Annotated in this window: 18 protein-coding genes and 1 other annotated feature; of the genes, 15 read left to right on the top strand and 3 right to left on the bottom strand. The window is 39.4% G+C overall.

Going from position 1 to position 22,529, the window contains the following annotated elements; genetic code table 11:
- The first annotated feature begins 72 nt into the window (after window positions 1-72).
- From tig to AC1VU3_RS09835, 11 genes are all read left to right on the top strand, one after another.
- The gene (gene tig, locus AC1VU3_RS09885; RefSeq protein WP_480387478.1) at window positions 73-1,353 is read left to right on the top strand and encodes a trigger factor; all 1,281 of its coding nucleotides are present in this window, start codon (window positions 73-75) and stop codon (window positions 1,351-1,353) included.
- Between the two features lie 160 nt (window positions 1,354-1,513).
- Complete coding sequence (gene clpX / locus AC1VU3_RS09880; protein WP_480387479.1) at window positions 1,514-2,785, top strand: ATP-dependent protease ATP-binding subunit ClpX; 1,272 nt, start codon at window positions 1,514-1,516, stop codon at window positions 2,783-2,785.
- A 147-nt stretch (window positions 2,786-2,932) separates the two neighbouring features.
- On the top strand, window positions 2,933-5,251 hold the full coding sequence (gene lon, locus AC1VU3_RS09875) for an endopeptidase La (protein ID WP_482983378.1): 2,319 nt from the start codon (window positions 2,933-2,935) through the stop codon (window positions 5,249-5,251).
- On the top strand, window positions 5,248-5,829 hold the full coding sequence (gene yihA, locus AC1VU3_RS09870) for a ribosome biogenesis GTP-binding protein YihA/YsxC (RefSeq protein ID WP_480387481.1): 582 nt from the start codon (window positions 5,248-5,250) through the stop codon (window positions 5,827-5,829). The genes lon and yihA overlap by 4 nt, the downstream gene beginning before the upstream one ends.
- Before the next feature lie 716 nt (window positions 5,830-6,545).
- A complete protein-coding gene (hemA, locus tag AC1VU3_RS09865; protein WP_480387482.1) occupies window positions 6,546-7,913 on the top strand; it encodes a glutamyl-tRNA reductase in 1,368 nt (455 codons plus the stop codon).
- A gap of 78 nt (window positions 7,914-7,991) precedes the next feature.
- Window positions 7,992-8,822 (top strand): cytochrome c biogenesis protein CcsA, encoded by an 831-nt coding sequence (gene ccsA / locus AC1VU3_RS09860; protein ID WP_480387483.1) that lies wholly within the window; start codon window positions 7,992-7,994, stop codon window positions 8,820-8,822.
- A gap of 16 nt (window positions 8,823-8,838) precedes the next feature.
- Window positions 8,839-9,768: a hydroxymethylbilane synthase gene (hemC, locus tag AC1VU3_RS09855; RefSeq protein ID WP_482983377.1), complete on the top strand. Its 930-nt coding sequence runs from the start codon at window positions 8,839-8,841 to the stop codon at window positions 9,766-9,768.
- On the top strand, window positions 9,761-10,519 hold the full coding sequence (locus AC1VU3_RS09850; protein ID WP_482983376.1) for a uroporphyrinogen-III synthase: 759 nt from the start codon (window positions 9,761-9,763) through the stop codon (window positions 10,517-10,519). The genes hemC and AC1VU3_RS09850 overlap by 8 nt, the downstream gene beginning before the upstream one ends.
- Window positions 10,519-11,502: a porphobilinogen synthase gene (gene hemB / locus AC1VU3_RS09845; RefSeq protein ID WP_482983375.1), complete on the top strand. Its 984-nt coding sequence runs from the start codon at window positions 10,519-10,521 to the stop codon at window positions 11,500-11,502. The genes AC1VU3_RS09850 and hemB overlap by 1 nt, the downstream gene beginning before the upstream one ends.
- Window positions 11,502-12,794, top strand: a complete 1,293-nt coding sequence (gene hemL / locus AC1VU3_RS09840) for a glutamate-1-semialdehyde 2,1-aminomutase (RefSeq protein WP_480387487.1) — start codon at window positions 11,502-11,504, stop codon at window positions 12,792-12,794. Before hemB ends, hemL begins: the two co-directional genes overlap by 1 nt.
- A 478-nt stretch (window positions 12,795-13,272) precedes the next feature.
- The gene (locus AC1VU3_RS09835) at window positions 13,273-13,965 is read left to right on the top strand and encodes a hypothetical protein (RefSeq protein ID WP_482983374.1); all 693 of its coding nucleotides are present in this window, start codon (window positions 13,273-13,275) and stop codon (window positions 13,963-13,965) included.
- Here AC1VU3_RS09835 and AC1VU3_RS09830 read toward each other — a convergent pair.
- Complete coding sequence (locus AC1VU3_RS09830; protein ID WP_480387489.1) at window positions 13,942-14,133, bottom strand: hypothetical protein; 192 nt, start codon at window positions 14,131-14,133, stop codon at window positions 13,942-13,944. The two genes, AC1VU3_RS09835 and AC1VU3_RS09830, sit on opposite strands and share 24 nt — an antisense overlap.
- Window positions 14,134-14,207: 74 nt before the next feature.
- Window positions 14,208-14,435, top strand: a binding site (T-box leader).
- A gap of 45 nt (window positions 14,436-14,480) precedes the next feature.
- Here AC1VU3_RS09830 and AC1VU3_RS09825 point away from each other — a divergent pair.
- Window positions 14,481-17,123 carry a valine--tRNA ligase gene (locus AC1VU3_RS09825; RefSeq protein ID WP_482983373.1) on the top strand — a complete coding sequence of 881 codons (2,643 nt, stop codon included), beginning with the start codon at window positions 14,481-14,483 and terminating at the stop codon, window positions 17,121-17,123.
- 112 nt (window positions 17,124-17,235) lie between these two features.
- Window positions 17,236-17,571, top strand: coding sequence for a DUF3784 domain-containing protein (locus tag AC1VU3_RS09820; RefSeq protein WP_480387491.1), 336 nt, complete (start codon window positions 17,236-17,238; stop codon window positions 17,569-17,571).
- Window positions 17,572-17,574: 3 nt separating this feature from the next.
- On the opposite strand, the gene AC1VU3_RS09815 is transcribed toward AC1VU3_RS09820, so the two are convergent.
- Together AC1VU3_RS09815 and AC1VU3_RS09810 are read right to left on the bottom strand one after the other, a co-directional pair.
- Entirely contained in the window at window positions 17,575-18,378 is an 804-nt protein-coding gene (locus AC1VU3_RS09815; RefSeq protein WP_480387492.1) for an ATP-grasp domain-containing protein, read from the bottom strand.
- Window positions 18,375-19,253 carry an ATP-grasp domain-containing protein gene (locus AC1VU3_RS09810; RefSeq protein WP_480387493.1) on the bottom strand — a complete coding sequence of 293 codons (879 nt, stop codon included), beginning with the start codon at window positions 19,251-19,253 and terminating at the stop codon, window positions 18,375-18,377. Before AC1VU3_RS09810 ends, AC1VU3_RS09815 begins: the two co-directional genes overlap by 4 nt.
- An 88-nt stretch (window positions 19,254-19,341) precedes the next feature.
- On the opposite strand from AC1VU3_RS09810, the gene AC1VU3_RS09805 reads away from it, so the two are divergent.
- Together AC1VU3_RS09805 and AC1VU3_RS09800 are read left to right on the top strand one after the other, a co-directional pair.
- Window positions 19,342-20,562, top strand: a complete 1,221-nt coding sequence (locus tag AC1VU3_RS09805; RefSeq protein ID WP_480387494.1) for a bifunctional folylpolyglutamate synthase/dihydrofolate synthase — start codon at window positions 19,342-19,344, stop codon at window positions 20,560-20,562.
- A gap of 87 nt (window positions 20,563-20,649) precedes the next feature.
- Window positions 20,650-22,365, top strand: coding sequence for a sensor domain-containing diguanylate cyclase (locus AC1VU3_RS09800; protein ID WP_482983372.1), 1,716 nt, complete (start codon window positions 20,650-20,652; stop codon window positions 22,363-22,365).
- Window positions 22,366-22,529 lie beyond the last annotated feature (164 nt).

Raw genomic sequence — 22,529 nt, 5'->3', positions numbered from 1 at the left:
GTATGAACTAAGCCTTTTCAATTCTTTATCAGGCTACTAAATTATTGTAAATCATTTTTGGAGGTAGAATATATGTCAGTTAAATGGGAAAAACAAGAAGGAAATAACGGTCTTTTAACAGTCGAAGTAGCTGCTGACGTAGTGAACAATGGACTAGATCAAGCATTCAAAAAAGTAGTAAAGCAAATTAATGCACCAGGTTTCCGTAAAGGAAAAATGCCTCGTCAAATGTTTGAAAAAATGTATGGAGTGGAATCCTTATACCAAGACGCACTTGATTTCATTCTTCCAGAAGCATATGCTTCTGCTGTCGAAGAAGCTGGAATTGAGCCAGTAGATCGTCCAGAAATCGACATCGTAACTATGGAAAAAGGTCAGCCTCTTGTTTTTACTGCGAAAGTTGTTGTAAAACCAGAAGTAACTTTAGGAGACTACAAAGGTCTTGAAGTGACAAAACTAGATGAAACAGTTACTGACGAAGAAATTGAAGAGCAATTAAAAAGCCAACAAACTCGTTTAGCTGAACTAGTAGTGAAAGAAGATGCAATCGTTGAAGGAGATACAGCAGTTATCGATTTCGAAGGTTTCGTGGATGATGTTGCTTTTGAAGGTGGAGCTGGATCTGACTATCCACTAGAAATTGGTTCTAACTCATTCATCCCTGGCTTTGAAGAGCAATTAGTTGGTGTGAAGGCTGGAGAATCAAAAGATGTAGAAGTAACATTCCCAGAAGAATATCACGCTGCTGAGCTTGCTGGAAAAGCTGCAACTTTCAAAGTAACAGTAAAAGAAGTAAAAGGAAAAGAACTTCCTGAGCTTAACGATGAATTTGCAAAAGAAATCGATCCTGAGGTAGAAGGAATCGACGCATTACGTGAAAAGTTAAAAGAAAGAACAGCTGAAGAGAAAAAACAACAAGCTGCACAAAGCTTACGTGATGAACTAGTAGAAGCTGCAGCAAACAATGCAACAATCGACATTCCAGAAGCAATGATTGAAACAGAAACTGATCGTATGCTACAAGAATTCGGTCAACGTTTAGAGCAACAAGGAATGAACTTGGATCTTTACTACCAATTCTCTGGTCAAGATGAAGCGGCTCTTCGTGCACAAATGGCTGAAGATGCAAAAAATCGTGTAAAGGTTTCTTTAACTTTAGAAGCGATTGCTAATGCAGAAAATCTTCAAGCGTCTGAAGAAGATGTGAACGCTGAACTTGAAAAAATGAGTGCTCAATTCAACATGTCTGCTGATGACATTAAACGAGTTCTTGGTGGTACTGAGGTACTTGCAAATGACCTTCGTTTCCAAAAAACAGTTGAATTCTTAGTAGATAACGCAAAAATTTCTTAATTGAAAACATAGCGTTATAATAGAACAAGGTACAGATTTGATCTGTGCCTTGTTTTATACCATACATAGATGTTTCTAGATAAAAAAATATACTTAAACTTTTTATTTGATTCTCGGAATAGAATCTTGTAAGATAATGGCTTGAATAGGGGTGAATATTTTGTTCAAATTCAATGATGAAAAAGGGAACTTAAAATGTTCTTTTTGTGGCAAGCCACAAGAACAAGTTCGAAAACTTGTTGCTGGACCAGGTGTATATATTTGTGATGAGTGTATCGATCTTTGTTCAGAAATTGTAGAAGAAGAGCTTGGTACAGAAGAAGAAGTAGAGTTCAAAGAAGTTCCTAAACCAAAAGAAATCTTAGCTATCTTAGATGAGTACGTAATTGGGCAAGAAAGAGCAAAAAAATCCCTTGCTGTGGCTGTTTATAATCACTACAAACGTATCAATTCAAATAGCGTAATAGATGAGGTAGAGTTATCTAAATCTAATATCGTGCTAATTGGGCCAACAGGTAGTGGGAAAACGTTACTGGCACAAACATTAGCACGTATCCTAAACGTTCCTTTTGCTATAGCAGATGCAACTTCCTTAACGGAAGCTGGATATGTTGGAGAAGACGTAGAAAACATTCTTTTAAAGCTAATTCAAGCGGCAGATTACGACATTGAAAAAGCAGAAAAAGGAATTATCTATATAGATGAAATCGATAAAGTGGCACGTAAGTCTGAAAATCCATCGATTACACGTGATGTTTCAGGTGAAGGTGTACAACAAGCACTTCTGAAAATTCTAGAAGGTACAGTAGCGAGCGTTCCTCCACAAGGTGGTCGTAAGCATCCACATCAAGAGTTTATTCAAATAGATACAACTAATATTCTGTTTATCGTTGGTGGAGCATTTGATGGTATAGAACAAATCATCAAGCGTCGTCTTGGAGAAAAGGTTATAGGATTTGGAGCAGACCCAAACAAAGCAGCTTTACAATCTAAGTCAATGCTTTCTAATCTCATTCCAGAGGATTTATTGAAATTTGGTTTAATACCAGAGTTCATTGGTCGTTTACCTGTACTTGCAAGTCTGGAGCAATTAGATAATGAAGCATTGGTACGTATCTTAACAGAACCAAAGAATGCACTAGTAAAGCAATATCAAAAAATGATTGAGTTAGATAACGTGAAATTGACGTTTGAAGACGAGGCATTAGTTGAAATTGCGAAAGAAGCCATCGAGCGAAAAACAGGTGCACGTGGTCTTCGCTCTATCATTGAAAATACGATGCTAGATGTGATGTATGAGCTTCCTTCTCGTGAGGACATTGTAGAATGTATCATTACAAAGGAAACTCTTACGAACGGTAAAAGACCAAGACTGTTATTAGCTGACGGTACCGAAGTAAAAGATACAGATAACAAAAAAACATCGGCTTAAATTTCAGCCATTTGAACAGCTGGCTTCCACTGCGTCATGCACGCAAGCAGGATGTCAGCTATTTTTCTTTGAAGCTCCTGTAGAGGGGCTGTTATTTGTATGATACTGTTTGCTTTCGGACACAATAATACGGAGGTGATATCCCGAATGGCAAATAAAAACTATTATCCCTTGTTACCTTTAAGAGGTCTTTTTATTTTCCCTACCATGATTCTTCATATAGATATCGGTCGTGAAAGGTCGATTGCTGCATTAAACGAAGCGATGAAAAGAGAAGAAAAATTATTTCTCACTGCTCAAAAAGAGATAGAAGTGGAACAGCCATCTGAAGAAGATATCTACTCGATGGGTATCCTTGCGCATATCAAGCAGATTATAAAGCTGCCAAATGGGACGATGCGTGTCCTTGTAGAAGGTATACAGCGAGCAGAATTCATTGATTATCGGGAGACGGAGACCTACGATGAGGTCACTGTAAAGGCATATGAGGAAGTCCTAGAAGGAGACCAGGAGACGAAAGCTCTTACTAGATCTTTACTGCTTAATTTCGAAAAATTCACGAGATCTTCTAAGCACCTAACAGAGGATAGCTATAAATCGGTGGCGAATATTGATGAGCCAGGTAGGCTTGCAGATATGGTTGCCTCTAGTCTACCTTTAAAAATTTCAGATAAGCAAAAATTACTTGAAATTGTGGATGTCAAAGAGCGTCTCGAAACATTGATCGCTCAGCTTTATAATGAGCAAGAAATATTGATATTAGAAAAGAAAATTCACACACGAGTAAAGAATGCAATGGAAAGAACCCAAAAGGAATTTTATTTGCGTGAGCAAATGAAAGCTATCCAAACAGAGCTTGGTGACAAGGAAGGGAAGACCGGAGAGGTTGCAGAGCTTAGGAGAAGAATTGAACAAGCAGGGCTTCCTGAAAATACAAAGAAAAATGTACTCAAGGAGCTTGATCGCTACGAAAAACTTCCTACTCAATCACCTGAAAGCGGTGTTATACGTAACTATATCGATTGGATTCTGTCACTTCCATGGACGAAGGAAACAAAGGATCAGCTAGATATTAAGCGCTCTGAACAAATCCTCGACCGTGATCATCATGGTCTAGAATCCGTTAAGGAACGCGTGCTAGAATATCTTGCAGTTCGCCAGCTAACAAAGTCTCTTCGGGGCCCTATCCTTTGTTTAGCAGGACCTCCTGGAGTTGGGAAAACTTCTCTTGCAAAATCAATCGCTGAATCCCTTGGAAGGAATTTTGTCAGGATTTCTCTTGGTGGCGTTCGAGATGAATCGGAAATTAGAGGACATAGACGTACCTATGTCGGAGCTATGCCAGGACGCATCATCCAAGGGATGAAAAAAGCAGGCACGATTAATCCACTGATTTTATTGGATGAGATTGATAAAATGTCGAATGATTTTCGGGGGGATCCATCAGCAGCCATGCTAGAAGTATTGGATCCTGAACAAAATAATTCATTTAGTGATCATTATATTGAGGAAACCTATGATTTATCAAAGGTTCTTTTTATTGCAACAGCAAACGATTTGAGTACCATTCCTGGACCTCTAAGAGATCGTATGGAAATTATCTCAATTGCTGGTTACACGGAAATGGAAAAGCAATCTATTGCCAAAAACCATTTACTACCGAAACAGCTGAAAGAGCACGGCTTGAAGAAGACACAGCTTCAAGTAAAAGATGAAGCAATATTGGATGTTATTCGTTATTATACACGTGAAGCAGGAGTAAGAAGTCTCGAGCGTGTACTTGCTAATATTTGCAGAAAAGCTGCATTGCAAATTGTCTCTGGAGAAAAGAAACGAGTAACTGTTTCCTCCAACAACTTAGAAGGCTTGATTGGAAAACACAAGTACAGATATGGACAGGCAGAAACGGAAAATCAAGTAGGGGTTGCTACAGGACTAGCTTATACGACAGTAGGTGGAGACACTCTTCAGATTGAAGTCTCCTTATCTAAAGGATCAGGTAAGCTACAACTGACTGGGAAGCTCGGAGATGTAATGAAGGAATCGGCACAGACTGCTCTCTCTTATGTGAGGTCAAGGGCTACAGAGCTTGGAATTGATTCGACCTTTCATGAAAATCATGACATTCATATACACGTTCCAGAAGGAGCTGTTCCAAAGGATGGACCTTCTGCGGGTATCACGATTGTTACAGCGCTTGTATCTGCCTTAACAGGACGTGCGATTAAACGTGAGGTAGGAATGACGGGAGAGGTAACACTTAGAGGACGAGTTTTACCGATAGGTGGGTTAAAGGAGAAAACATTAAGTGCCCATCGAGCAGGATTGACAACGATCATTTGTCCAAAGGATAATGAGCGGGATATTGAAGATATACCAGAAAGCGTTCGTGAAGTATTAACATTCCATTTTGTTTCCGATGCTGAGGAAGTGCTTCAACTAGCCTTAGAGGAGGCAAAACAATGAAGATAAATAATGTAGAGTTACTAATAAGTGCAGTACGCCAAGACCAATATCCAGAAGGAGGGCTTCCGGAGTTTGCTTTGGCAGGACGTTCCAATGTCGGGAAGTCCTCGTTCATCAACAAGATGATTGGTAGAAAAAGTATGGCTAGGATTTCCTCAAAGCCTGGGAAGACTCAAACGCTTAATTTCTATAAGCTGGAGGAAGACCTGCTATTTGTGGATGTACCTGGTTATGGCTATGCCAAGGTTTCTAAATCAGAAAGAGCTGCATGGGGTAAAATGATTGAAACCTATTTTACCTCTCGCAGTGTTTTAAAGGCTGTTATTCTAATTATTGACTTGCGTCATCCGCCGACAACAGATGATGAAATGATGTACGATTTCCTAAAGCATTATAATATCCCTTGTATCGTCATTGCTACAAAGGCTGATAAGATAGCGAAAGGTAAATGGGATAAGCATAAGAAAATCGTAAGAGAAGGTCTTCAGATGGAGAAAGAGGACCCATTAATCGTCTTTTCTTCCGAAACCGGCTTAGGTAAGGATGCTGCATGGGCAGAGATAGAAAGTAGAATTTAGTAGAATACCTTTCTTCTCGAAGGGTTATAAAAAACCAATTAGGGAATGATACTCCTAATTGGTTTTTTTATGTTCATTTGCAAGTGAATCTACGGTGTAATAAATTGATAGGTTCTACAATAACGATTGGATATTCAAACAATTTGATAATAAAAAAGTACAAACACACCCTTTTCTATAAACTTGTATTGACTAGAAAAAATTTATAGGAAGGTTATTTGTACATTAATCGGAGTGGATGGCGGCAGACTCCTGCGGAAACAGCGAAATTCATTTGCGACGAAAGCGTAGCGACAGGAGCACCGAGCGGAAAATCCACTAGAGGAAGGAAAACTAAAGTCGTCACATCGTGTGACAACGTTTTCCTGACCAACATCCTGTTGGTCTCCGCGGAAAGCGTCCGCCATTAACGGAGATTGACAGTCTTTATGTGTGGCACTACTCCAACATTAGATTTATAACCAACATATAAAATACTCAAAACAAGTCTTATATCTATTATGTTTAATCCACCTAATTATACAGAAATGCGTAAATAGTTAAACATTTTAAAAAGCAGTTAGAACGTTTGTATTACTGAATGTATTTTGTTATCATTATTTTATAATAATTCTAATCTAATAGTTCATATCTTAGTCACAAATAAAAAATTTGGTATTAATAACCTATGCTATAATAGGAATAATGAAATGAACGTGAAAGGGTGACATGATTCCATGCATACAATCGTGGTGGGTGTCAATTATCGAACTGCTCCAGTAGAGATTCGAGAAAAGCTTTCGTTTATAGAGGACGAGCTTCCAAATGCTATGCAGGCACTACAAGAGCAGAAAAGTATACTGGAAAATGTAATTGTCTCTACGTGTAACCGCACAGAGATTTATGCAACCGTGGACCAATTGCATACAGGCAAGTACTACGTTAAGCAGTTTCTAGCTAATTGGTTTGAAATACCAATGGAAGAACTGTCTAGATATTTATTTATCCATGAGGATGACCACGCGAACAAGCACCTGTTTCATGTTACAGCTGGAATAGATTCGATGGTACTTGGGGAAACGCAAATCTTAGGCCAAGTAAAAAAAAGCTTTTTAAACGGTCAAGAATACGGCACAACAGGTACAATTTTTAACCAGTTATTTAAACAAGCAGTCACATTTGCAAAAAGGGCACATGCGGAAACTGCAATTGGAGAAAATGCTGTATCTGTATCTTATGCAGCAGTGGAGCTTGGAAAGAAGATATTCGGTTCTTTAAACCATAAGCATGTAGTAATTTTAGGTGCTGGAAAAATGGGGGAGCTTGCCATTCAGAATCTTCATGGCAGTGGAGCAGGTAAGATTACGGTCATTAACCGAACTTACGAGAAGGCCAAACTGCTAGCTGCAAAATTTGCTGGAAATGCTAAGCCTATGGATGAGCTACAATGCGCTTTACTAGAAGCGGATATTCTAATTAGCTCTACAGGATCAACAGATTTTGTTATTGATCTGGAATTGATGCAATTTGTGGAGCGTCTACGCAAAGGAAAGCCATTATTCATGGTGGATATAGCAGTACCTCGCGATTTAGACCCGCGTATTGGTGATTTGCCAAACGTATTTTTATATGATATAGATGATTTACAAGGGATTGTAGAAGCAAACCTTGCTGAACGAGAACGTGCGGCAGCCCAAATTAGTAAGATGATAGATGAGGAAATTGCCCAGTTTAATGATTGGGTCACTACCCTAGGAGTAGTTCCAATTATTTCAGCACTTCGTCAAAAAGCTAACCGAATACAAGTAGAAACAATGGCGTCTATAGAAAATAAAATGCCGGATCTCACTGAACGAGAGAGAAAGATTTTAAGCAAGCATACGAAATCAATTGTAAATCAGCTCCTAAAAGAGCCTATTCTACAGGTGAAGGAGTTATCAACTTCGAATAACTCTGCAGAACAGCTAAGACTATTCCAACAAATTTTCGGAATAGAGGAAGAAGTAAGAAGAGAATTTGAATTACAGCATGACAAAACAAAAATAAACATAAATCAATCCCTAGTGGATAACAAAGCATTAAAAAAGGACTTATCATTTAATTAAGCAAAAGGAGGCGTTTGTATCTGATGGTGACTACTAGATATACGAACGTCTCTTTTTATGCTTAAGGGGAGAAATAATATGGCTGATTTGGCGATGACAAGGCTACACGAGATTATGGTCATCCTTCAATCTGTTAGCCTTGTTTTCTATTTTATTGACTACCTAAGTAAAGATAGGCGTGCACAGCGTTTAGCAGTAGGTCTCCTTGCTATTGTGTGGATATTACAAACCGTTTTTCTCATCATGTATATTATCGAAATGAAGCGATTTCCGATCCTCTCCTTGTTCGAGGGAATCTATTTTTATGCCTGGTTGATTATCTTGCTGGCGCTGGTCGTTCAGCTTATATTTAAACTAGAGCTGCCCGGCTTCTTCCTAAATATTATTGGTTTTATTTTTATGACGATTCATACCTTTGCACCTGGTCAATTGGAACAATCTGCTGTGAGAGATTCTCTAAGATCAGAGCTTTTATTCATCCATATTACCTTTGCTTTTTTAGCATATGCAGCTTTTGCTTTATCGTTTGTTTTCTCTATTTTATACTTACTATTATATAGAGTACTAAAGAGGAAGAAATGGACGAAGCAATTTTCACGGCTACCTTCGTTAAGTAAAGCGGAATCTGGAATGACAATGTCAGTAGTCACAGGAATTCCTCTGTTGTTCGTTAGTTTAATCCTTGGACTGCAATGGGCTTATATATCGCTGAATGAATTCTCCATTTTTGATTTTAAGATTGTGAATTCTTTTATTTTATTAGTCATTTATATCGCGGTTCTTTTCTTGCGAAAAAGAGCTAGATTTACAGGGACTAATTATGCGTGGATCCATGTGTATGCTTTCCTGTTTGTCTTGATAAATTTTTTATTGGGTAGTCAATTATCACAATTCCATTTTTGGTATTAAGAAAGGTAGCGATTTTATGCGTAAGATTATCGTAGGTTCTAGAAGAAGTAAATTGGCATTAACACAAACAAAATGGTTTATTCAACAAATGAAGGATAAAGGAGCACCGTTTGAATTTGAAATAAAAGAAATTGTGACAAAGGGAGATATAATCTTAGATGTCACGCTTTCTAAGGTTGGTGGGAAAGGGCTGTTTGTAAAAGAAATCGAACAAGCACTTCTTAATAAGGAAATAGATTTTGCGGTTCACAGCATGAAGGATATGCCTTCTGTCTTACCTCCAGGTCTTACGATGGGATGTACGCCAAAGCGTGTGGATGAGCGTGATGTGTTCATTTCTAAAAATCATGTAAAATTCATGGATTTACCAGCAGGTGCGATTGTAGGGACAAGCAGTCTTCGTAGAAGTGCACAGCTGTTGACAATGCGTCCTGATATTGAAATAAAATGGATTCGAGGCAATGTGGAAACGAGATATCAAAAGCTAAAAGATGGAGAATACGATGCTATTATCTTAGCGGCAGCTGGACTTAAACGTCTAGGGTGGAGCGAGGATGTAATTACGGAGTACCTTTCTGTAGAAGATTGTGTACCGGCAGTAGGTCAAGGTTCTTTAGGAATTGAATGTCGGGAAGACGATAAGGAGCTACTAACAGAGATTCATAAATTAACAGATAAGGATACATGGGATGCTGTAGCGGCAGAGCGTGCCTTTTTAGCTGCAATGGATGGTGGCTGTCAGGTACCAATCGCTGGACATGCAACTGTATCAGAATCGGGGATTACATTAACTGGTCTAGTAGCTGCGCCAGATGCTTCTGTTATCTATAAAGAGGTTGTTTCTGGAACGAACCCTGAGGAAGTTGGGAAAGAAGCAGCACGTATACTTACAGAGCAAGGAGCCTATGACTTAATTCAAAAAGTGAAGGCTGAGATGGATGTCTAAGCTTCCACTTTTAGATGAATACGTTATTTTTACTGGGATAGTTCGAACAGAGGAACCAATAGATCTTACTGTAAAGCTTGGTGGTATACCAATCGTCTCTCCTTTTATCACAACTAAGGAGATTGCAGATGAATGTGACCACGAACATTTAATGAATGGCAATACATGGGATTGGTTTATCTTCACTAGTCAAAGCAGCGTTCATGCCTTTATAAATAAAATAGAGCGGTTTGGGATGTCTCCGTCAGATTTTCAAGTTAAATTTGCTGCTGTTGGTGAGAAAACAAAGGCTGCTCTTGAAAGGAAGGGCTTTCCTGTTCACTTTACACCATCTATTTATAGTGCGGATGTATTTGTTCAGGAGTTTCCGAAAATAGCACCGACAACGGCAAAGTGCTTGTTTTTAAGAGGAAATCTTGCAAAGGAGACAATCTCTCAACAACTTCCCCATTACGTAGAGGAATGGACGGTCTATGAGACTGTAACGATGAAGGAAAACGTTCATAGAGTCCAAGAAATACTAGGTAGTGGTAAGAGCTGCTCTATCCTATTTACCAGTCCTTCTACCGCAAGGGCCTTTCATGAGACGATAGGGAAAGAAATCAATTATACTTTATTTACTGTCTGTGCCATCGGACATGTAACGAGAGATTACTTGACTACGTTAGGGATATCTGTTCAAGTGATGCCCGATACGTATACACTATTAGAGCTAATAAAGAAGCTCGCTGAATGGAAAGGAAGAGAATGATGAAAGAATTACACTTTCAGCGTCATCGTCGATTAAGACATACAGCTGGTATTCGATCAATGGTAAAAGAGACATACCTACATAAAGAGGACCTGATCTATCCGATTTTCGTGATAGATGGGGAAAATATTAAAAATCCAGTATCCTCAATGCCTGGAGTATTCCAATTTTCTTTAGATCGTCTTGGGGAAGAAGTGGATGAAGTAGTAAGTTTAGGCATTCCGTCTGTCATTCTATTTGGAATCCCAGCAGAGAAAGATGCAGTAGGGTCACAGGCTTACCATGATCATGGGATTGTCCAAAAAGGGATTCGTTTAATTAAAGAACGTCACCCAGATTTAGTAGTGATTGCTGATACTTGCTTATGCGAATTTACAGATCACGGACATTGTGGGGTTGTGGATGAGAATGAACGCATTTTAAATGATCCTTCTTTAGATTTACTTGCAAAAACAGCAGTTAGCCAAGCGAAAGCGGGAGCAGATATTATTGCACCTTCCAACATGATGGACGGCTTTGTAGCAGCCATTCGAGCTGGCTTAGATAAAGCAGGCTTTCCACATATCCCAATCATGAGCTATGCAGTGAAGTACGCATCTGCCTATTATGGTCCTTTCCGTGAGGCAGCAGACGGTGCGCCAAAATTTGGAGACCGCAAAACGTATCAAATGGATTATTCAAACCGTATGGAAGCGATGCGAGAAGCAACCTCTGATGTGGAAGAGGGAGCAGATTTCTTAATTGTAAAGCCTGCGCTTTCCTATTTAGATATCATTCGCGACGTGAAGAATAACTTTGATTTACCAATCGTCGCTTATAATGTAAGTGGAGAGTATGCAATGGTAAAGGCTGCTGCTATTAATGGTTGGGTGAATGAAAAGGATATCGTGCTTGAAACGCTAACAGGTATGAAGAGAGCAGGAGCAGACATTATTTTAACGTACCATGCGAAAGATGTGGCACGTTGGCTGGAGGAAAAATAATGGAAAAATCATATGAACAATCAAAAAAAGCATTTGCAGTTGCAAAGGAATTAATGCCAGGAGGAGTTAATAGCCCTGTTCGTGCATTTAAATCGGTGGATATGGATCCAATTTTCATGAAAAGCGGGAAAGGTGCTATGTTAACCGATATCGACGGAAATGAATATATCGATTACGTGTTATCATGGGGTCCACTGATCCTCGGACACTCTGAGCCAAACGTAGTGAAAGCGATCCAAGCAGTTGCGGAAAGCGGAACAAGCTTCGGAGCTTCTACTTTGATCGAGAACGAACTAGCGCAGCTCGTAATTGATCGTGTTCCTTCTATCGAAATGGTCCGCATGGTTTCTTCTGGAACTGAAGCTACGATGAGTGCTCTTCGTCTAGCACGTGGATATACCGGTAGAAATAAAATCTTAAAATTTGAAGGCTGCTATCATGGGCATGGAGACAGCTTATTAATTAAAGCTGGTTCAGGCGTTGCTACACTAGGCTTACCTGACAGCCCGGGGGTTCCAGAATCAGTTGCGAAAAATACGATTACAGTAGCCTATAATGATATTGAAGGTGTTCGCTATGTATTTGAAAACTTTGGTGACGATTTAGCAGCTGTAATCGTGGAGCCCGTTGCAGGAAACATGGGCGTAGTACCACCTGTAGCTGGTTTCCTAGAGGAACTAAGAGAGTTAACTGAAAAGAATGGTACCGTATTAATTTTTGATGAGGTAATGACTGGCTTCCGTGTAGGTTACAATTGTGCACAAGGCTACTTTGGAGTGACTCCGGACTTAACTTGCCTTGGTAAAGTAATCGGCGGAGGTCTTCCAGTCGGTGCATTTGGAGGTAAACGTGAAATCATGGAAATGGTCGCGCCTGCAGGTACTGTATACCAAGCGGGTACATTATCCGGAAATCCACTTGCGATGACTGCAGGCTATGAAACTCTTTCTCAATTGACAGAGGATTCTTATAAGCACTTTATAAAGCTAGGGGACATGCTAGAGGCTGGCTTTAAAGAAGCAGCAAGCAAGTACAACATCCCTCATACAGTAAATCGTGCAGGTTCTATGATTGGCTTCTTCTTCACAAATGAGCATGTTACAAGCTATGACGTAGCTAAGACCTCTGATTTAGAGTTTTTTGCGAAGTATTATCGCCTGATGGCAGAGGAAGGAATTTACTTACCTCCATCTCAATTTGAAGGAATGTTCTTATCTACGGCTCATACAGAGGAGCATATCGCAAAAACGGTACAAGCCTTCCATACAGTATTCGAGAAATTAGCAAAATAATTGAGAAAATGGTAGGGGGAGCCCTACCACTTATGCCAAACGCCTGACTGTCCTAGACAGTGAAGCGTTTGGCTTTTTTATGTGGTGGAGGTTTGGATAGGGGGCAGGGTGTCTAGCAGGTCGGTGGATGTCTTTGTGATTAAGGGTCTGGTCTTTACGATTAGTTGCTTGATCTTAGCGATGAATGGCCGAGTCTTAACGATTATCTAATTGATCTTGACGATAAATTTACTGGTCTTAACGATTAGGTTTGATCTTGACTAATACTTGCTTGATCTCAATGATGAATGGCCGAGTCTTAGCAATTAGCTAGTTGATCTTGACGATAACTTTATTGGTCTTACCGTTAAGCAAACACTCTTCACAATACCATCTCCTATCCTTATCATTTTGCTTGCTCAAGCGCTAGCAGCTTTTTATTTTCATCATAATTTCCCTCGCGCTATCATAATTTGTCCTATAAGAAGGAGGAGAGAGTATGGGAGTAAGAAGCTGGAATGTTAAGGAGCAGTTTTGTTTTCCGGAAAGTTTTGGCATGCTTAAAGGAGTAAAATCGTTAAATGTGACCCCACAATATATTCATAGACAGGTTGAGGATACTGTGGAATTACAAGGTATTTATCACGTAACTTGTCATGTGGAGTTTGATAGGGAAAAGGTTGCTAGCTATACACCGAGTGATTTTACTCAAATTGACGATTTGGATCTCGATGGAGAAGTCGGTTATTTTGAATATGCAGTTCCCATGTATGAAATAATCGATGAACGTATCCAGTCTCACAGTGAGCCGGTAGTTAGTTTGAAAGAAATAGAATCAAAGACAGAGGAGAAAGGATTAGAGATTACCTGGTCAGTTAAGCTGGAATATGAGACTAGCAAGCCTGAGCAAGTAGAGCCTAAGCCTGATAGCACTCCTACTTTTTTCGAGTCTTCTTCTGTAAAAATATTTGAGTCCATAAACCATGCCACTTACGATTTAGTGGAGGAAGCACCAGCTCTAATACCACAGGAAGCACCACCGCAAATGCCACAGGAAGAAGCTAAAATAAGATTAACAGAAACAAAATTAGAGAGCCCCGCTTTTGCAGACTCGGAGCTCGAATTTATTCATAGCCTGGAAGACGGCTACTCTAAGGTTGTATATCCATCAAATAATATCTTTCGAGAATAAATAACAAAGAAGAAATAAAAATACTAGTAGGATAAAATCCCAGCTCGTTGGTGCGAAAATCACTCGTAGTAATTGAAAGCCGGCGATGGGTATAATGATACCTTTTAGATAGAAGCGAATCGTCCGAAGCCAATACGGTAGGAAATACGGATTGTATCCTCTTTTCATTTGTTTTACCTCCTTTCACAATCCAATGCTTGACGGCATATAATATCATCTTATACAATAGGTACAACCAAATATTTGATGCTATGAATGGGAAGAGTAAAATGACTTGGCTCTCGAAAGAAAGGAAACAGCCTGCTGAAATGTTTCTGTTAGCCACCATTTGAAGGTAGCCCAAGAGCAGCTATTGTGAACTAGTAGTAGTAATAGCCGGTTTGAAGCCGTTATCTAATTGAGAGCGTGATGTGCATTTCTGCATCTGCGAATAAAGGTGGTACCGCGAAACAAACTCCTTCGTCCTTTAGTGATGAGAGGAGTTTTTTTATTTTCAGAAACGGGAGGAAACCAACATGACAAATGAAACAACGATGTCAACCAAGTACGATCCGCAGTCTATTGAAAAGGGGCGCTACGAGTGGTGGCTAAAAGGTAAGTTCTTTGAGGCTCAACCGGAAAGTGATAAGGAGCCATATACCATTGTAATCCCACCGCCTAACGTTACCGGAAAGCTTCACCTTGGGCATGCATGGGATACAACACTACAAGATATCCTGATTCGTATGAAGCGCATGCAGGGGTATGACGCTCTTTGGTTACCAGGAATGGACCATGCAGGGATTGCAACACAAGCAAAGGTTGAAGAGAAGCTTCGTGCAAACAATGTTTCACGCTATGACTTAGGCCGTGAAAAATTTGTGGAAGAAACATGGAAGTGGAAGGAAGAATATGCAGGCCATATCCGTGAACAATGGGCTAAGCTTGGGCTCGGTCTAGACTATTCTCGTGAACGCTTTACCTTAGACGAAGGGCTATCCAATGCAGTAAAAGAGGTTTTTGTAAAATTATATAATAAAGGCCTTATTTATAGAGGAAAGCGAATTATCAACTGGGATCCTACGACGAAAACAGCTCTTTCCGACATTGAAGTAATCCATAAGGATGTACAGGGTGCATTCTATCATATGCACTACCCACTCTCTGATGGTACTGGAACGATTGAAGTTGCAACTACTAGACCTGAGACAATGCTTGGGGATACAGCGGTAGCCGTTCATCCAGAAGATGAGCGCTATAAGCATTTAATTGGCAAAACAGTAACGCTGCCAATCGTAGGAAGAGAGATTCCAATCGTTGCGGACGATTATGTGGATATGGAATTTGGTAGCGGGGCTGTAAAGATTACTCCTGCTCATGACCCAAATGACTTTGAAATCGGAGCTCGTCACAATTTAGAACAAGTGCTTGTAATGAATGAAGATGGTTCCATGAATGAAAACGCTGGAAAATACGAAGGAATGGACCGCTTCGAATGCCGTAAGCAGATTGTGAAGGATCTTCAAGAGGCAGGGGTTTTATTTAAAATCGAGGAGCATATGCATTCCGTAGGTCACTCTGAGCGAAGCGATGCAGTAGTAGAACCATATTTATCAACTCAATGGTTCGTTAAAATGCAGCCACTTGCAGAAGAGGCGATCAAGCTGCAAGAGACGGAAGGAAAAGTAAACTTTGTTCCTGAGCGTTTCGGAAAAACATATCTTCGCTGGATGGAGAATATTCATGACTGGTGTATTTCTCGTCAGCTATGGTGGGGGCATCGTATTCCAGCTTGGTATCATAAAGAGACTGGAGAAGTATACGTTGGACTAGAAGAACCAAAGGATCTGGAAAACTGGAAGCAGGATGAAGATGTATTAGATACTTGGTTCTCGTCAGCATTATGGCCTTTCTCTACTCTTGGCTGGCCGGATGAAGAGAACGAGCTTTATAAACGTTATTATCCAACAAGTACGCTGGTAACAGGCTATGATATTATCTTATTCTGGGTGTCCCGTATGATATTCCAAGGAATCGAATTTACAGGTACACGCCCATTTGAGGATGTGTTAATCCATGGCTTGGTTCGCGCAGAAGACGGACGCAAAATGTCTAAGTCTCTAGGAAATGGAATCGACCCGATGGATGTAATCGACAAGTATGGTGCTGACTCGTTACGTTATTTCTTGAGCACAGGTACTTCACCAGGCCAAGATCTTCGTTTCTCTGTGGAGAAGGTAGAAGCTGTTTGGAACTTTGCGAATAAAATCTGGAACGCTTCTCGATTTGCGTTGATGAACATGGATGGATTGAAATATGAAGAAATCAATCTAGAGGGTAAAAAATCCGTAGCGGATGCATGGATCCTCACTCGTCTAAATGAAACAATTGAGCAGGTAACAAGATTATCTGAGCGCTATGAATTTGGAGAAGTGGGTCGTGCCCTTTATAACTTCATCTGGGATGACTTCTGTGACTGGTATATCGAAATGGCGAAGCTTCCGTTAAATGGAGACGATGAAGAAGCGAAGCTAACAACTCGCTCCGTGCTTGCTTACGTATTAGACAATACGATGCGTTTATTACACCCATTCATGCCATTCATTACAGAAGAAATCTGGCAAAACCTTCCGCATGAAGGGGAGTCCATTACGCAAGCTGCATGGCCAACTGTGAACGAGGCATTCACTGACCATGAAAAAGCTAATGGTATGAAGCTGCTAGCAGAAATTATTCGTTCTGTTCGTAACATTCGCTCCGAGGTACAAACGCCAATGAGCAAAAAGGTTCCTTTATATATTTCTGCTCATGATGAACAGACACATGCAATTCTAGAGGAAAATGCGAAATACCTAGAAAGATTCTGTAATCCAGAGCCTCTAGTAGTAGGATTAAATCTGGCAGATCCAGGTCAATCCATGTCGGCGGTTGTTACTGGCGCAATTCTTTATCTACCACTTCAAGGCTTGATTGATATCGATGCTGAAAAAGCTCGCCTGGAAAAAGAATTGGAAAAATGGACGAAGGAAATCAAGCTTGTACAAGGCAAGCTTTCCAACGAACGCTTTGTAGCTAAAGCACCTGAGGCTGTAGTAGCAGAGGAGCGTGCAAAGGAACAAGATTACCTAGAAAAGCATGCAACTGTGTTGAAACGTCTCGAAGAATTAAATAATCTGTAAGGTGGAAGAGCAGCTGTGTGCTGCTCTTTTTTTCATCCTTTGTCTGTAATTATTGGTAAATGTATAATAAAATAGAATAATTGAATGGTTAAACGATTAAGGGGTGAGAAACATGAATACGCCTGCATGGGTGATGCTGGGTATTGTTGTTTTATTTAATATGCTCGGTATATATTTTTCCCTTGGTAAGGGTGCCATGCTAATTGCTGGCTTTAATACGATGCCAAAGGAGGAGCAGGAGAAATACGATGTAAAAGCTGTATGTAAAGCGATGGGGAAATTAATGTTTGCCCTCAGCTTTAGTATGATTTTTTGGGTCGTAGGAGCTGCTACTGATCAGATGGGTGTATTCCATATTGGGACAGCGCTTTTCTTCTTTATTATTTTTGTTGGCATAATCTATATGAATACAGGTAATAGGTATAAAAAAAAGAGTGATTCCCATTGAGGATCACTCTTTTTGCATTAGCTGCTTCTTTATATAATTCATAATCGGGATAGCAATATCCGTTTGGGTCGTCTGGAAAAAAGAACGTGCTCCAACAGGATCCTCTAATTCATTGAAAATCCAACCACCATTTGGCAATAAAAGAAAGTCCATTCCAATATAATCGCTCTTTAAGGCACGTGCGATTTTTTGGACATCCGCAATCTCGGCAGCATCTAGCTCATACTTTTCTACAGTCCCACCTAGCGTATAATTAGATTTAAAGCTATTGGGAGCTCCTATTCGCTTTACTGCACCAATTACCTCTGTTCCAAGCATAAATACTCGCACATCGGTTGCGTTGGTTTCAATATATTGCTGCGCGATAACAGTTTGCTCTTTATATTTTTCTATAAACTGCTTTGCAGCCTCTTCATTTTCAAACAATTCCACCTGCATCCCGCCATGTCCATCAATTGTCTTAAGGACCACAGGAAAAGTAGTAAGCTCCGAAGCTTCTTTTACGATTTGAGTAGGGACTGTCGAAATCCCTAGAAGCTGAACAAATTGAAGTGCTTTGTATTTATCATTGGCAATTTCATTTACCTGCGCACGATTAAACAAAGGGACACCTTTTTTCGCAAGCTCCTTGGAAAGTTTAGCGTTCCTGGAGCGAAAAAAGATAAAATCTGCAGGTGGGTAATGATTCTGTTGATCATCCATTACCTGCATATCAAGCCCGTTATTTTTTCCTGCATTTATTAATCGATCAATAAAGCTTTGGTTTCTTATTATTTCTTGAGGCTCATATATTAACAGACCTTTCATACAGAAAAGGCCCCTATTTTTGATAGAATATAAGAAATCATTGCATCTCCTACATTAATACCAGTTACGTTAAAAATATTTCGGATATGGGCAACCCCGTTTACTTCACAAACTAAAGGCTCCTCATTTTCTCCAAATAAAAGATCTACCCCTGCAAACTCAGCGTTTAGAGCCTGAGCGGCCTGTATCGCAACCTCTTTTTGTCGCTCTGTTAACTCAACACGGGAGGCTGTTCCACCGTTTGTGATATTTGCACGGAAATCAGTTTCCGAATGACGATGCATACAAGCAACTACCTGACCTCCAACTACATTTACTCGGATATCTCTTCCTCTGCTTGACTCAATAAATTGCTGGAAGACATATTCAATCCCTTTGAGCTCTTCCACCTTTTCGAAGAATTGCTCTCTCGTTTCGATTAGGTATACCTTCATCCCAAAGGAACCATGTGCCTCTTTAATAATAAGCGGGAGCTGCAGTGTTTGAAGCACTTGTTCATAGTAGCCAGTATGTTGAATCGTGAACTCCGGATATACCTTTGGCGCAATAATTGTTAGAGGCATCGGGACAGCCGCATTGGAAAGAGCTAGATATTGCTTTGCCTTATTGTCGCATATTTCGATTACATCTGGATCATTAAATACAGGGATACCCTGTTGCTTCAAGTATCGTGCTAGCAAGATATCTTTGTCTAAGAAAACGACAAAGTCTGGCCTTACTGACAGTTTTTCATGAATATTGATAAGTAGCTCATAATTTTTTACAAGGAGCACTTCAATTCCTTGCTTTTCAGCCGCTTCTTTTAGGAGGAGAGCTTGATCAAGAAATTTGTCATGTGTAAGACTACCGTTGTAAATGATCCAACATGTTTGCATATTATGAATGACCTCCACGAGTGCGTGTTATAATGTGTTCACAAGAAGTTTAGCACGAAAGTGAATCAACGGGAATAGGGTGAATGACTTGGAAATAAAAAAATTTAACAGCTATAAGAAAAAATGGAATGTAGGGAGTGAAACAATTATTAAACCAGGTCTTGATAGTATTTTAGCGGCACTAGAAAAGCTGCAAAATCCACAAGATAAACAGAGGATCATTCATGTTGCTGGTACAAATGGAAAAGGCTCCACCATCACATTTATGAAGGAGCTTGCTAAAGAGCATGGATATACATATGGCGCATTTACATCACCTTGCCTGGTAGATGTGCATGATCAGATTCAGATTAATGGGAAAAACGTAACAGAAGAACAAATGGATAGAGCCTTTCAAAAAATTCAAGCAGCTGGTCTAAGCGGAAAGCTGACTGAATTTGAATTACTGACAGTCGTAGCATTTCTAGTCTTCGAGGAGCAAAACCTAGATGTGCTTTTGATAGAAGCTGGGATGGGTGGAAGATTTGACAGTACAAATGTGTTTGCGCAGTCCATAGGGGTGATCCCAAGCATTTCCATCGATCATACAAACTTTCTAGGAGATACAATCGAAAAGATTGCTTGGCATAAAGCAGGAATTATAAAAGAGAATAGCAAAGTAATTATAGGAAATTTGCCAGACGATGCTAAAGTGATAATTTTAAGAGAAGTTATGGAAAAAAAAGCTAACCTAATAGAGCTTTCGAAAGATATAACAATAAATGAACATTCATTCATTTATAATGATTATCAGTTTGCCGAATTAAAGCCTAGTATGCTAGGCAGTCATCAATTTTCTAATATAGCTTTAAGCATCACTGCTTTATTAGAAGCAGGCTTCGAACTAGAAGAACAAAAGGTACGAAGAGCAGTGGGAAATGCGTCCTTATTGGGTAGGATGGAGCAAGTGAGTGATAACGTTTATATGGATGGGGCGCACAATATTGCAAGTGTGGAAGCCCTAGTAGAAACAATTAAAGCTAAGTTTTCAAATCAAACAATTCGTTTTATTGTAGGAATGCTTAAGGATAAAGAATATGTATCGATTCTCCGAAAGCTAGAAGAAGTGGCTGATAGCTTTGAATTCGTTGAATTTAAGCACGAGCGGGCACTTTCTCCCGAAGTATTATATAAACACTGTATACACAGTAAAAAGGTTATAACGAAGGATATAGACGAGATAGATTTAAAAAATATGGAAAAAAATCACATTACTATAGTCACGGGTTCTCTTTATTTAATTTCCGAGATTAGAAAAATAAACAGGTAATTGGTAATTTTAATTATTCGGAGAATTCGTGTTATAATTTTTCAATAGCAACAGTGTAAAAAGTAATAGTAAATAGCGGAGGAAGGGATGGATAGGCCTATGGATATTTCAGTTAAAGCTAAAAAAAATATATTTTACCTGTGGCTTTTAGTTGTTCCATTAGGGGTCTTGTTTGTGTATTCCTACTTCCCTAGTAAGCCGATTGATTGGGGGATATACTTATCCTTTATCGTACTAGGGTTATTAACGACCTTGTTCCCTTTCTTTATTGGTGGCTCTACCATGTTCCTTACACAGTGGGTTACCCTTGCTATTATTATGAAATATGGGGTGCTCGCTGAATTAATTGCCATGCAGATTGCAATCCTACCACTGATCTATCATATGAAAATAACGAACGATACTAAATATAAGGTATACTATAGCTCCTTTATGTTTTTCCTTATCTCGGTAGTATCTGGTTTGTTTGCTTTACTGTTAGACTTTGAGCTCGGAACGAAAGATATTAAGAGCGTTATTATATTTGGTATTGTATATGGTTTGCTAAATATTATATTAAACCATGTTCTTCTTTATCTTCGTGAAGTAGTAACAGGCCTAAAACCACTGTTTTTAACGAAAGATTTTTTGTGGGATCTCATCTATTTATTGATTACCTTACCATTCGGCATTAGTTTATATATGCTAGAAGGACAGCTTGGATATATTTCTATCTTGCTTTTAGGTATCCCATTTTTTATTATCACTTTATTGATCAGAATGTATAACGACTCAGAAAGAGTGAATGCCGATTTAACGAGAGCTAGTGAGTTCGGGCATGAGCTAGCAGAGCAGCTTTCTTCAAAAGAAATTATGGACTTATTTATGGAAAGAATAACGAAAATGTTTCCTATAGATAGTGCCTATATTATCGATGTTGTAAAGGATAAGTTTATCGTTCTTCGGGCGATAGAGTACGAGGAGAAAAAAGAAATTTTTTGTTCCCATGAAGAAATTAAATATAGTCTGATCGGACGAGCATATGAAAAGGCCTCGCCGGCGTTATATAACAAGCAGACAGAGTGGATGTTTATGAGACCTCCGTTTCTCGGACTAAATATCCAAAGTGTTATGACGGTTCCTATTTATCGCAATAGTAAGATTGAAGGAATTCTCGTATTAGCATCTAGACATAAATATGCCTTTGAATCCTATCAACTAAATATTGTTCACTTGCTTTGTTCCTATTTTGCGGTTTCTTTAGAAAAAGCAAGATTTGTACGTGAACAAGTAGCGAAGAGTGAAATTTGTGAGCTGACGAAGCTACATAATTATCGTTATCTTGATAGACAGCTAGAAACAGATATGAATAAGTTGTCTTTAGGGGTATATAGGTCTGTCTCTTTGATCATGTTAGATATCGATAAGTTTAAATCTGTGAATGATACGTATGGACATCATAGTGGAAACCTAATCCTCCATAAATTTGCAAACATTTTGAAGGAGGAAATAGGAAATGAGGGAACAGTAGGAAGATATGGCGGTGAGGAATTCGTTGTCATTCTACCAGACTATACGAAGATCCAAGCAATCAATCTAGCTGAACAGCTTCGCTACAAAATAGAGCATACCCCATTTACCGTTCAAAAGGACCTATCCGAAATAATTACCGAAGAAATAATATTCATTACTGCAAGCATTGGCGTATCCAGCGCACCGGACGACAGTGACGAAGGCACATCCTTAATCCGAAACGCCGACCGCGCTCTATATATCGGTGCCAAGCAAGCGGGTAGGAATAAGGTTGCGGAGTATGTGAAATGAATATAAAGAGAAAGCCTTGATCGAAAGGACCAAGGCTTTTAATTATCTGGAAGGCAATATTTTCAAGGCACTATAATATTTGTTGGTATCCTTATTGAAGGGCATAGGACAAAACAAAAGTGATGAAACAGAATATGTATGAATCCGACGTTTCAATCACTTCT

Source organism: Psychrobacillus sp. Z16_25 (genome assembly GCF_056856695.1).
The sequence above is the reverse complement of the archived record's forward strand: the minus strand, read 5'-3'. Positions and strand labels throughout refer to the sequence as shown.